This window comes from Qipengyuania sp. CAU 1752 (assembly GCF_054482615.1).
The window spans coordinates 30663-43683 of record NZ_JBTLRE010000002.1; the positions used below are offsets into that span (position 1 = coordinate 30663).

At 59.5% G+C, this 13021-nt stretch carries 10 protein-coding genes; 3 read left to right on the top strand and 7 right to left on the bottom strand.

Features of this window, described 5'->3' with window-relative positions:
- Positions 1–19: 19 nt before the first annotated feature.
- The 7 genes from tviB to ACXYL9_RS12715 form a co-directional block, all read right to left on the bottom strand.
- Positions 20–1294 carry a Vi polysaccharide biosynthesis UDP-N-acetylglucosamine C-6 dehydrogenase TviB gene (gene tviB, locus ACXYL9_RS12685; protein ID WP_459039930.1) on the bottom strand — a complete coding sequence of 425 codons (1275 nt, stop codon included), beginning with the start codon at positions 1292–1294 and terminating at the stop codon, positions 20–22.
- Positions 1291–2301 (bottom strand): GDP-mannose 4,6-dehydratase, encoded by a 1011-nt coding sequence (locus ACXYL9_RS12690; RefSeq protein WP_459039931.1) that lies wholly within the window; start codon positions 2299–2301, stop codon positions 1291–1293. The genes tviB and ACXYL9_RS12690 overlap by 4 nt, the downstream gene beginning before the upstream one ends.
- Before the next feature lie 15 nt (positions 2302–2316).
- Positions 2317–3459 (bottom strand): glycosyltransferase family 4 protein, encoded by a 1143-nt coding sequence (locus tag ACXYL9_RS12695; RefSeq protein ID WP_459039932.1) that lies wholly within the window; start codon positions 3457–3459, stop codon positions 2317–2319.
- A gap of 48 nt (positions 3460–3507) precedes the next feature.
- Positions 3508–5325 (bottom strand): glutamine--fructose-6-phosphate transaminase (isomerizing), encoded by a 1818-nt coding sequence (glmS, locus tag ACXYL9_RS12700; protein ID WP_459039933.1) that lies wholly within the window; start codon positions 5323–5325, stop codon positions 3508–3510.
- A 378-nt stretch (positions 5326–5703) separates the two neighbouring features.
- Positions 5704–6060, bottom strand: a complete 357-nt coding sequence (locus ACXYL9_RS12705; RefSeq protein WP_459039934.1) for a MarR family transcriptional regulator — start codon at positions 6058–6060, stop codon at positions 5704–5706.
- Between the two features lie 149 nt (positions 6061–6209).
- Entirely contained in the window at positions 6210–6716 is a 507-nt protein-coding gene (gene nusG / locus ACXYL9_RS12710) for a transcription termination/antitermination protein NusG (RefSeq protein ID WP_459039935.1), read from the bottom strand.
- Positions 6717–6871: 155 nt separating this feature from the next.
- The gene (locus ACXYL9_RS12715; RefSeq protein WP_459039936.1) at positions 6872–8191 is read right to left on the bottom strand and encodes a sugar transferase; all 1320 of its coding nucleotides are present in this window, start codon (positions 8189–8191) and stop codon (positions 6872–6874) included.
- Between the two features lie 492 nt (positions 8192–8683).
- On the opposite strand from ACXYL9_RS12715, the gene ACXYL9_RS12720 reads away from it, so the two are divergent.
- Genes ACXYL9_RS12720 through ACXYL9_RS12730 form a run of 3 tightly spaced genes read left to right on the top strand, consistent with a single transcriptional unit; the run spans position 8684 to position 13010 of the window.
- Entirely contained in the window at positions 8684–10120 is a 1437-nt protein-coding gene (locus ACXYL9_RS12720; RefSeq protein WP_459039937.1) for an O-antigen ligase family protein, read from the top strand.
- Between the two features lie 8 nt (positions 10121–10128).
- Positions 10129–10839: a polysaccharide biosynthesis/export family protein gene (locus ACXYL9_RS12725; protein WP_459039938.1), complete on the top strand. Its 711-nt coding sequence runs from the start codon at positions 10129–10131 to the stop codon at positions 10837–10839.
- Between the two features lie 2 nt (positions 10840–10841).
- On the top strand, positions 10842–13010 hold the full coding sequence (locus ACXYL9_RS12730) for a GumC family protein (protein WP_459039939.1): 2169 nt from the start codon (positions 10842–10844) through the stop codon (positions 13008–13010).
- Positions 13011–13021: the final 11 nt, after the last annotated feature.

A 13021-nucleotide genomic window follows, 5' to 3' on the forward strand; every position in this document is an offset into this window, starting at 1 on the left:
TAGCGAAAATGTCACAAGATCAAAGCCTGAGATCGCTTTGCTCTTTTTCAAAAACGCTTTTCAGATCACAAAAAACGTGTTCGGCCCGCCCGTAGGTACGCAAACTCTCTGCTCCTTTTTTGCGATAAGTATCATGGGCGACCGCCAAGACGACCCCATCATAGGTATCTCGGTTTGGCTCAGCAACTAGCGTCAGATCGTACTCGCACTGCGCTTCTACTGGATCAACCAATGGATCGTGCAGGTCGACTTGCACTCCATATTCTCGCAACTCTCTAACAATGTCGACTACGCGGGTGTTGCGTACATCAGGACAATCTTCCTTGAAGGTCAGCCCAAGGATTAGGACCTTCGATCCCTCCACGTGAATGCGACGCTTCAACATCGCCTTGATCATCTGGCTCGCCGCATAAGCGCCCATTCCGTCATTGATCCTTCGGCCGGCCAAGATGATTTGCGGGTGGTAGCCTATGGCTTCAGCCTTATGGGTGAGATAGTAGGGGTCGACTCCAATGCAGTGCCCACCAACTAATCCGGGCCGGAACGGCAAAAAGTTCCACTTGGTACCTGCGGCCTCCAATACAGCCTCAGTGTCTATACCCATCTTGTTGAAGATGATCGCTAACTCGTTGATGAGCGCGATGTTCAAATCGCGCTGAGTATTCTCAATGACCTTCGCAGCCTCGGCGACGCGGATGCTTTCAGCCTTGAACGTGCCGGCAGTAATTATGCTGGCGTAGAGTCGATCCACCTTTTCTGCCACGTCGGGCGTGGATCCGGAAGTCACCTTACGAATATTGGGCAGGCGGTGGGTCTTGTCTCCGGGATTGATCCGCTCGGGTGAGTAACCCGCAAAGAAGTCCACGTTGAAGGTAAGGCCAGACACGCGTTCGAGAATGGGTACGCAGTCTTCCTCAGTCGCACCTGGATAAACTGTGCTTTCATAAATCACGATATCGCCGCGCTTCAAAACACGTCCGACGGCCTCTGATGCTTTCAAAAGCGGGCTCAAATCGGGCTTCTTGTGAGCGTCAATAGGCGTGGGGACCGTTATAATAAAAATTGATGCGGCAGCCAAATCGGCGGGATCCATGGTGAAAGTGAGATGATTCGCGCTTTTCAATTCATCTTTTGTCACCTCGCGCGTGGCATCATGGCCTTTACGCAGTGCGTCAATTCTGGCGGCGTTTACATCGAAGCCAACGACAGGCCGCTTTTTGCCGAACTCGAGCGCAAGAGGCAGGCCCACATAGCCCAGACCGATGACGGCGATGGTTTCCAACTCAGAAGTCATTTTCCTGCATATTCCCTGTACCACTCGACAAAACTAGCGATTCCGTCTCGGAAGTCGGTCTGCGGCTGATAGCCCGTCAGCTTTTTCAGCAACTCAGCGTCGGCCCACGTCGCGGGCACGTCGCCTGTCTGCATTCCCATGTAATTTCGCTCGGCCTTTCGACCGAGGCAGCCCTCGATTGCATCGACGAAGTCGAGAAGACGAACCTTGTCCGAGTTCCCGATGTTGACCACGCGGTAAGGCGCTACCGGCGACAGGCTGTCTCCCTCGGCAACCTCACCGTCCTCCGGACGAGCAGGAGCAACGTCAATTAACAAACGGATCGCACGTACGAGGTCGTCCACGTAGGTGAAATCACGATACATTTCCCCGTGATTGTAGATATCGATTGGGCGGCCATCGAGAATGGCATCTACGAACTTGTAAAGCGCGAGATCAGGCCTGCCCCATGGACCATAAACCGTGAAGAAGCGAAACATCGTCGTCGGGAGATCCCAAAGATGGGCATAGGCGTGCGCCATGCTTTCATTGGCCTTCTTTGTGGCCGCGTAAATCGTGAGTTGCGTGTCGGCTTTCTCGGTTTCGATGAAGGGCATTTCTTCGTTGGCGCCGTAAACCGATGAGGTCGACGCCATCAGGAGGTGTTCGACCTCCAGCCGACGAGCCGCCTCCATCACATTGAAGGTACCGATCACATTGGCGTCGAGGTATGCCCTCGGGTTCTCGAGGCTGTACCGTACGCCCGCCTGGGCTGCGAGATGCACGATCACATCGGGGGCAAAGTCATCGACCACTCGGTCGAGCAGTTCCTGGTCCTCGAGCATCCCCTCGGTCGCAGCGAAGTTCGCATTTTGCAGCAACATCTGGTGGCGACGGCGCTTAAGATTGACGTCGTAATAGTCGGTCATGCCGTCGTAGCCGTGAACGACGAACCCCTCGACAAGGAGAAGCTTGGCAAGATGGAATCCGATGAACCCCGCGGTTCCTGTAATGAATATTCTTTTCACGTCTTTTTATCCAATTTAGCTGGCGGCGAGTGCAGGTGTTTCCTTCGCATGCTTCAGAAGCTCGTGTGTTGCGTCGCGGTAAGCTTCGACGACGAAACGTTGGTCGTACTCGCGCTCCATTTTCACCCTGCCCGCCTCGCCCATTTGTCTTTGAGCGGTCGCCGCGAGCTGAAGGAATTTGAGGCACGCTTCGGCAAGGCTCGTGGCGCTGCGGACCTGGCAGGAAAACCCGGTAACTCCATTTTCGACTACTGCCCGACATCCTGGAACGTCGGTGGTGATAACCGGTCGGGCCATTGCCGCCGCCTCAATTAAGGTTCGTGGAGCGCCTTCGCGGTAGGACGGCAGAACCACGCAATGGGCGGCGCTGACTTCCACGCGGACATCATCGGACGTTCCGAGATATTCGATCAGACCCTCGTCTTCCCATGCAGCGACAGTGTCGCGCCCTATGGCCGTACGATTGGCGGCATCGGTAGCGCCCAACAGTTGAAAACGTGCCTGGGGCATCACCGCTTTTACCGTGCGCGCCGCTTTGACGTATTCGAAGACACCCTTGTCCCGCAGAAGCCGCGCAATCATGAGAAAGACGGGATCAGAATCTCGCGCAGGGAGGGGAGCCGCCTCGAAGCGTTCGAGATCGATCCCGGATCCAGGCAACAGCCGGCATTGGGAAGTTCGTAGGATCCGTCGATCTACAAAGAAATTGCGGTCATCCTCGTTCTGAAAGAAGACCACGGGCAAGCCCCTAAAAGCCTGACGATAGAGCATCATCGCAACGTTTTCGAGAAGTCCTCCAGACAAAAATGCCGTGCCGAGGCCCGTCACGTTCGGCAAGAACGGAATGCCCAAGGACTTCGCAGCCAAGGCGCCGGAAAGGTTGTTCTTGATCGTGAAACTCAGGATGACATCGGGTCCGACTTCCTGAAAGACTGCACGCATCTGCCGAAAGAGCAGAACACCTTCCAACGGATTCAAGCCCTTCGCACTCATCGAAAGAGGAATGTGCGTACAACCCAGTCCCTCGAGGCGTGGAACACTTTCATCGTGCGGGGTCAATATAATGACCTCATGGCCGCTGGCTATGAGGTCGTTGACCAAAGGCCGCCGGAAATTCCAGATGTTCCAGGCGGAATTGACCGTAAGAATGAATTTCATTGGAACTATTAGAGCGGATTTACGCCTGATGGCGCGGAGACCGAGTGCCTATTCAACTGTTACCGATTTCGCGAGATTGCGTGGCTGGTCGACATCGGTGCCCTTAGCCAACGCCGCGTGATAGGCGAGCAGTTGAGCAACGACAGCATGGAGGAAGGGCGCCACCACCGCGCCGGAGGGCGGAAGGACCACGTCTGCTGCTGCCGCTTTACCGACGTGCCAAACGCGGGCGCCGCGAGCATTGACCTCCGCGGCATTCGAAAGCGTCTTCTCCTGCAGAGCACCTTCGTTGTCGAAGACGATGACCGGTAACTCGCGGTCTACAAGTGCGATAGGCCCATGTTTCAGCTCACCAGCGGCATAGCCTTCTGCATGGATGTAGCTGATCTCCTTGAGCTTCAGCGCGGCCTCAAGTGCGATAGGGTAGTGGATACCCCTCCCCAGGAAGATTGCGTCCTTGGCCGGTGCAATTTCATGCGCGAGCAATTCGACCCTCTGCTCGAGCGCGATCGTCTCGCTCACCACCCGCGGAAGAGTGACGAGATCGCGTATGAGATTGCACGCCTCTTCTTCGCGGAGAGCCCCAGTCTCCCTTCCTGCCTTCAGCGTCAAAGCGAGAAGCGCCAACATCTGGCCCGTAAATGCCTTGGTCGAGGCCACCCCAATCTCGGGCCCTGCCTCGATATCCAGCACATACTCGGCCTCCCGTGCTATCGAGCTCGTCGGGACGTTCACGACCGCGAGCCGGCCAGCAACGCTGCCCTTCACGTCCTTGAGCGCAGCAAGCGTATCGGCGGTCTCGCCCGACTGGCTCACCGCAATGACCAGTTCGCGCTTGGAGTGGATGCGCCGGCGGTAGCGGTACTCGCTGGCTATATCGATCTCGGCGGAGATACCGGCGATCTCTTCGAACCAGTACTTCGCGACGTGGCAGGCGTAATGCGCGGTGCCGCAGGCGAACAGCGTCACCTTGTCGATCGCTTTGAAGTCGAGATCGGGCAGGAACGGCTTGAGCGTGAACTCATGCGTATCGATCAGACTCGGCAGTAGCTGCGCCAGCGTCTGCGGCTGGTCATGGATCTCCTTGAGCATGTAATGCCTAAAGGGACCCTTCTCGGCCGAGGCGATGGACGTAGGTACCGTGACAACGTCGCGAACGACCTCGCTGCCCGCGGCATCGCGGATCACCACGCGGTCCGCGCGGACCACCGCCCAGTCGCCGTCCTCGAGATAGGAGACGCGGTCGGTGAATGGGGCGAGCGCGAGCGCATCAGAGCCGATGAACATTTCCGAGGTGCCATCCTCGGCAAGCTCGCCATAGCCGATCGCGAGCGGGCTGCCATGGCGCGCGGCAAACATCACGTCGCGCCGGCCAGCGAAGATTACCGCGAGCGCGTAGCTGCCATGGATCAGTCCGAGCAGGCGCTCGAACGCTGCCTCGAGGCTGTCGGCTGCCCCGAGCAACCGCTCGAGCAGCTGCGCGGCGACCTCGGTGTCGGTGTCCGAGGAGAAAACCACGCCCTCGGCCTCGAGTTCGGCGCGAAGCTCAGCGTAGTTCTCGATGATGCCGTTGTGGACCAGCGTGACGTTCGCGGTGCTGTGAGGATGCGCATTGAGCTCGGTCGCCGCGCCATGCGTCGCCCAGCGCGTGTGCCCGATACCCAAGAGGCCTGAGAGCGGCGCTGATTCCAGCGCGCTGCGCAGGTTCTGGAGCTTGCCGACGCTGCGGCGGATCGCGATCGTACCGTGCTCGTCCATAAGCGCGACACCCGCGCTGTCATAGCCGCGGTACTCGAGCCGCGAGAGGCCTTCAACGACGCGCTCGGTGACGTCGCTGCGCCCCAGTATTCCAACAATTCCGCACATATTTTCTAGGTTCTCATGTCTTGGCTTTAAGAGCGCAGGCGCCGCCGCCCGGATGCCTCCGGCAAGGGCAATGCCCGCGTATAAGAATTCAGTTCGAGATGCCTGCTGCCCGACCCCACGCGCGATAACGCCGACTATATAACACCGACTATATTGCGTGGCCTATCGCCTGCGGCTGCTTGAGGCCGGATTGCGCTCATGTAGCCGAAGGCGTTAGCGCAGATAAAAGATCGTTTTAGTTGCCCTATCGCTGCGCTGCATGAGGCCGAGCCGCGCACGAGCAACGATGTGATAGCGTACACAAAACACGTCAAGCAGCGGAAGCGAGAGCGCGCAGAAAACGCTCATTTAGCGAAACGGTAGCGGGCATGATCCTCCTCAACCCCGGCGCGCGAGGTCGCGCTCGATCAGGTCGATGTGGAGCCGGAGCCACTCGTGCTCGGCGCGCTTGCGCCTCAAGTGAACCGGCGCGGTCTGCGCGCGGTGGCTGAGGCCGCCAGGTGTTACGACGTATTTCCGGCGGCGCGGGCTGGGGAGTGGCTCGAGCGCGAGCCAGCCTTTCTGCACCAGTTGCTTGAGGCAGGCGTTGACCCGGCCGAGGCTGATGCCGGAACGGCGGGCCAGCGCGCGCTGGGTCAGACCTGGCTCGAGCTCGAGCAGGTAGAGCAACTCGCATTCGAGCGCGGCGCGCTCATGGAGAATGGTATTAGGATCAGGTGGAATGTTGACTGGCATGGCTACCGCACCGGACGGGAAGCGCGTTCCTGGCCGAAAACCTGTCTTGAATGCGGGATGCGACCCCCAATGTTCAAGCGTGAACGCAAATGGTTAACGAGGTGAACCCGGCTGGTCAAGCCCACACTGGAGGCAGGTGAAAAGGAAAGTCAAGCTGCCACCAGGCGGGCGCGGGGAAGGGTGACGCGGGTCTCGCCCGAGAGCATCTGCAGGAGTACGATGACGCGGTCCTGCGCACTGCTCGAGGCCAGAGTGCCGCAAATATCGTCGAAGGGGCCGCCAATGACGCGGACGTTGTCACCCGGAGCAAGTTTTTCTTCGAAGCTGACGTTGCCGGTGCCGCCGGCGAGGTGCTGGAGCCGCTCGACAAATCCCGCGGGAACGGGGGCAGGGCAATCGCCGAAGGTGACCAGGCGAGCCACGCCGATAGTGGAGTTGATCGAGCGCCAGCGGCGATCTTGCTCGCCGCGCACGAAGACATAGCCGGGGAAAAGCGGCTCGGTCACGCGCACGTTCTGGCCGCGGCGCAGGCGCCAGCGTTCGACCTTTGGGCAGTGGGTGACAAAACCCTGCCGCTCGAGATGCGTAAGCGCGAGCGCCTCGCGGCGCGGCTTGACCTGGGCGGCGTACCAGGGCGCGGTGGCAGCGGCGGTCATCGTGCGTCCCCCGCGAGAAATTTGGCGACGCACCCGAAATAGGGTGCCCGGAAGTGCGTCGCCGCGCGTGGACAATCGAGATGCGACCCGAACGAACTCCGCGCGCTAAAGTGGAAATGCCGGAGCCGGGAAAAGACCATTGCATGCATCATCATTTACTTTGCTCCGAAGCCGGAGACGACGACCCTCAAAGTGCGCAAGGCGATGATGATATCAATCCAGTAGGAGAGGTTCTTGACGTAGTAGAAGTCGAACTGGAGCTTGGCGGTGACCTCGTCGAGAGAGGCAACATGGCCCTGGTTGACCTGCGCCCAGCCGGTGATCCCGGGACGGACGATGTGGCGGTAGCGATAGAAGGGGATCTCCTGCTCATACCAGGTCGAGAGGCTGACCGCCTCCGGCCGCGGGCCGATCCAGCTCATCTCGCCGCGCCAGATGTTGATGATCTGGGGCAGTTCGTCGAGCCGGGTCCGGCGCAGGAAACCACCGACGCGGGTGATCCGCTGGTCGTCGCTCAGCGTCACCGAGCGGGCGCGGTCCTCGCCGTCATTGGTCTCGGACATGGTGCGGAACTTGATGACGTCGAAGACCTTTCCGCGGAAACCCATGCGTCGTTGGCGGAAAAAGATCGCACCCGGACCGTCGAGCCTGATGAGGAGGGCGGTCAGCGCCATCAGCGGCACGACAATCGGGAGAACGAGCAGGCAGGTGCACAGATCGACCAGTCGCTTGAACTTCTGGTAAGCCAAGCTCGGCACCAGTGCACCGAAGCTGTTTTCCGACAGGTGATCGATACGGACCCGACCGGTCTGGGCTTCCCACACCTGCTTGTAGTGATAGACCGGCCAGCCGGCGATCGCGGCCTCGGCAATCAGCCGCTCCCACTCAGGCGGATGGTCAGCGCGCAGGTCGGCGATGAGCGCGCCGGGCAAGTAGTTGACCAGCCGCGGCCGAGTGAGAGGGACTACCGGCAATTTGTCGAGCGCCCGGATCGCATCGCTGCGCCCCCCGGGAACGAGGTAGTAGACCATTTCGCCAATGCGGATGCGCAAGGATTCGAAAGCATAGCGCGCGACCAGCGTGGCGACGAAGCAGCCGATCAAGACCTTGTTCGAGTACTCCAGCCGCAACAGGACTACGAGCAGGAGGAATGCGCCATAGCAGGAAGCAAGGACCGGCAGGATCGAGCGTGCCAGTGCGGTGCCGGGATAGAGCCGGAAGCGGCGCAGAACCATGATCGTGACGAGCGCCGAAGACCCTGCACCGACGAGTGAATTGAGATCACCGCGCGTGAGAATGCCGGTCAGCGAGGGGGCGTAGAGCCGCAGACTGTCGGCCAGCAGCGGGAGCCGGGGCGCGATGAGGATCGCCGCCGGTAGGAGGACGCCGACGACGCATACCAACAAAATTTCAAATCGAAGCGAGTGAACAAAGCTCCGGCCAACCAATATGGTCGGCATTCTTTCGAGTAACATGTATCTCTCTTCTTACAGGGAATACACACCCCCGCCCCCTGAACCGCGCAGCCCAACCGGCTGCCCCCTGCGGCCCCTATCGCGTCATCGCTTTGATATGGTGACCAAATTAAATTGGCCAAGCATTGACTGGAGGCGGACTACAGAAGCCTTGCGCGTGTGGATTGTATGAAATCGACATTTCAACTGAAAAGATTCGTCGAGTCGCAGTGAAGCCTAAGCGGCTGTGGCGGAGAGCACAAGGCTTTGTTTTCTTGGTAATATTGGACAATTGCGGCGGCGGGTCCATTGTGGGCACGAGCCGGGTACGTAGTTTCACATACGTAATTATAACTATCCGCGGGAAGTTGTTCACGATTGAACATGCCTATTACTTTAATGAGCCTTTGACAGGGGGTGTTGAAGCTCGTTATGCGGCTCGCGGAGTGGGCTTTGGCCACGGCGCCCGCACGAGCCATTCTGGCTAAGAACGCATTAAGCCACGGAGAACCCTTGAAACGCGCCGCGATCACGATTTGGACTGACCGCTGGAAACGCCATGCCTTCACCGGGGTGGCGATTTTTCTCGCGTTCGTGTTCCTGACGGGCGGCGGATCGCGCGAGGACATCGCCAGCTTGTGGATTTTGCGCAGCGTTGCGGCTCTCGCGGTGGCCTGGTCGGTGATGGTCATCAAGCGCGATGAAGTTGGGCGAATCATAATGCCGCTCAGCTTGCTCGGTGCGCTGGCAGCGATGGCCCTGGTGCAGCTGGTTCCGCTGCCCCCGGAGGCCTGGCAGGCGCTCGGGGAACGCGAAATGATCGAACGCGCCGATACGCTTGTTGGGATGGCACCTTGGCGGCCGATCTCGCTGGCACCGTCTGCGACCGTGAATTTTCTCGCTTCGTTGATTGTCCCGCTGGCAGCGCTACTTCTCTACGCGCAGGTGCGGCACCCTGACCGAGTCCTCTACGCGTTCGTGGCGATCGGCGTTGCCAGCGCGTTCATTGGCATCATGCAGCTCTTTGCCGATCCGCGCAGCGGGCTGTTCCTGTACGAGATTACCAGTCGCGGTCATCCAGTAGGGCTGTTTGCCAATCGCAATCACCAAGCGGTATTCCTGTCGGCCTGCGTGCTTATCAGCCTCTACCTCGCCCAGAACGCCCGGGAACCTGGGCAAAGTGGGGCTCGGTGGGCGTTGACAGGGAGCGCGCTGTTCCTCGGTTCAGCGGTCATCACCAATGCCTCGCGGGCTGGATTGACGGCCCTGCTCGCGGTCGTCGTACTGAGCACCGGTTTCTTGATTGCAGAGCGCGTTTCTCTCAAGCAATCTGGGCCCAAAAGATTCGTGGTTCCGGCCGCACTTGCATCTGTCGGGGTGGGGATCCTTGCGATGTTTGCCGCCGCAAACCGCAGCCCGTCGCTGTCTCGCATTCTCGAAAATACGGTTCTTGAAGACCTGAGGGCGAAGCTGTTGCCGCTGCTCGACGACATGGTCCTCGATTTCCTTCCGTGGGGCACTGGGATGGGAGCCTTCGAGCATGCCTATCGAATGCGCGAACCCGTCGAACTGCTCTTCCCGGCCTATGTCAACGAGGCTCACAACGACTGGTTGCAGTTCCCAATCGAAGGGGGCGTTGCTGCCCTGCTCATCATGGCTGGCGTGACCGCGTTTGCCGCGTGGCGCGCGGCGCAGCTTCTGGCGAGACCTGCGCGTGGAAACCCGGCCTCGCGCGAGAGCTGGCTCGGCCTTGGGCTGCTTGCAGTCCTCGCAATGGCAAGCATTGTCGACTATCCGCTGCGCGTTCCCTCGATCATGGCGTTGGCGATCATCGCGCTTGCCATGTTTGCCGGTCCTGCCGTAAGATCGGTCCGGTCGGAAACGACATTTCAACTAACACAACAACGAGGCAACGAGAAGCCGGGCGCGAAGCCTGAGCCTATCGGTTGACATATTCCATGAACATATTGCGCTGCGCGTTGCTTGCCTTGTCGGTTGCATCCCTATCATCATGTGCCTCGCCTGACCCGATCGGATCGGCGCCGGGTGTCGAAGTTGCGAAGCTTGCTGCGCTTCCTGCACCGCACGTCAACGAGGGGGCCATTGTCCGACCGCACGACAGCCTGCAGATTACCGTACTCGGGTTCGAGGATCTCAGACGCGAGCTGACGGTCGATGCCTCCGGCAACTTCCAGTTTCCGCTTATAGGAATGGTCGATGCCGATGGACGCGGGCCGCGCGAGATCAGCGCGGATATCTCGAGGCGGTTGCGCGGTGATTACGTCGTCAATCCAGAAGTTATCGTAGATATTCTCGAGCAACCGGGGCGGGTTTTTACGGTTGGCGGCCAGGTGAAGAAAACCGGGCGCTACCCGATCCTTGGCACGATGAGCTTGCTCGAAGCGGTGGCCACGGGCGGTGGAACCACCGACACTGCCAAACTCAGCGAAGTCCTGGTCTTCCGCACGGTCGAGGGACAGCGATACATCGGGCTATACGACCTCAAGGCGATCCAGCGGGGCAATTACGCCGACCCGGTCATCTATCCTGGAGACGTCATCCAGGTCGGCGATTCGCCTTCGCTTCGCCGGCTGCAGACGATCACAGCCTTTGCTCCCCTTATATTCACGCCGCTTATCCTGATTGAGCGCACATTGGGGAGCAAATGATCATGGAGCGGGAAACCGGAAGAAGGCCGATCGAGACCGCGCAGTCCGACGAATTCTATCATGTCGAAGAGCCGAACCTGCGCGAGTTGGCCGTGCCGGCGGCCGAGAAGCTGTGGCAGATCGTCAAAAACAACAAGCTGTTGATTGCCGGCATCGTGGCCGCGAGCCTGTTGATCGGAATTATTTCCACGCTGCTTGTCACGCCGAAATATTTGGCGAGTGCCCGCGTCGAGATCAGCCGGGTCGACAACAATGTTACCGCCGTCGAGGGCGTGGAAACGCAAGACCAGGTGCTCGATGCGCAGTATTATGAAACGCAGTACGAACTGCTGCAATCGCGCTCGCTCGCGGCGCAAGTCGTGCGCGAGGCAAAGCTCCAGGAGGACGAAGCCTTTCTCGCCGCGTTTAACCTCGAAGACATCCGCGGCGATGTCGACAGGTTCCTCGTTGAATTGCTGCTGAAGCAAATCTCAATTGACCCAGTCGGAAGTTCGAACCTTGTCGATATCCGGTTCAAAAGTCCCGATCCGCGGGTATCCGCCCGGATCGCGAATATCTGGGCCCAGGAATATATCGCGAGCAATCTCAATCGCCGCTTTGGCGCGACTACCGATGCGCGCAAGTTTCTCGAAGACCGGCTCAAGCAGTTGCGCGAACGGCTCGAGACCGCCGAGCGCGAATTGATAACCTATGCGGCCGAACGCAACCTGTTCACGATCGATGCGCCCAAGGACGATCGGAGCGACGAAACAGCTTCGCAAACGCTCGTGGCGAGCGATCTGCAGGCCCTCAATGCAGCACTGGCGACAGCTACCACCGAGAGGATTGCTGCGGAAAGCGCCCTGCAAGCAATCCGCAGCGGACTTTCCGCCGAGGATGCAGCCACCATTCAACCGCTAATCCAGGAGCGGGCCAAGTTGGCGGCAGAGAAAGCGCGCCTACGCGCGACGGCCGGCGAAGAGTATCCCGCGGTCAAGGCCCTGACTGACCAGATCGCGCAGCTTGACCGCGAAATCGCGCGGGGAGAAGCCCGCTCGGGAAGCGCAGTGAGAGCGCGCTACCAGCAGGCGGCAGCAACCGAGCGGCAGCTTCAAGCCCGGGTCGCCGAACTACGCGGGGAATTTATCGGTCAGAGGCGTGATAGCGTTCAATACAATATCCTCCAGCGCGAGGTCGACACCAACCGCTCGCTCTACAACGCGATCCTTCAGCGCTATCGCGAAATCGGCGTAGCCGGGGTGGGCGAGAACAATATTTCGTTGGTCGACACTGCCGAGGTTCCGCTCACTCCTTATGAGCCCAATTTGAAGATCACCATGCTTCTTTCGCTACTCCTTGGTTTGGCGACTGCAGGGGGAGTTATTCTGCTGCGCGAGAAACTCGACCAGAGCGTACGCGACCCCGCAGAGGTCGCCGAGATTCTCGGCATACCGCTGCTTGGAAGCATTCCACGAAACGAACCGGACGAATTGGTCGACGATCTCGGGAGCAAGAATTCGGCTCTCTACGAGGCCTACTTCAATCTCTACACCAACCTCGATTTCCTTTCTGACAAGGGGGTACCAAAGTACCTGATGCTGGGAAGTGCGCGCCCCGCGGAAGGAAAAAGTTTATCGTGCGTGGCGCTGGCGCAGGTCTTGACCGAACGTGGCAAGAGCGTCCTACTGCTCGACGCCGACATGCGGCACTCGGGTCTCATAAAGTATCTTGAGCTCGAGGCCGGCAAGGGTCTGAGCAACGTGCTGCGAGGGGAAGACAATTGGCAGGCAATGGTGCAGACGGCAGCACCGTTCAACTTTGCGACCATTCCAGCGGGGCGGCAGCCGCCAAACGCAGCTGAACTGCTTGCAGGCAAACGTTTCGAAGAGTTCCTCCAGTTGCTTGGTGACCAGTACGATCACGTAATCGTCGACGCGCCTCCCGTGCTTGGACTGGCTGACGCGCCGCTCATCGCATCGGTGGTGGATGGAGTGGTAATGGCGATCGAAGCGAATAGCGGAAAGAAACGAATGATCGCGCAGGCACTCGACCGGCTCGAGCGCGGGGGCGGCAAGATCTTTGGCGCCGTTGTGACCAAGCTCGACAACCGGAACGAGACATATGGTTATGGCTACGGATATGGATACGGCCATTCCTATGGTGAGAAGCCGGCAAGCGAGGAGGCTGCCTGAAGCGGGTCTCC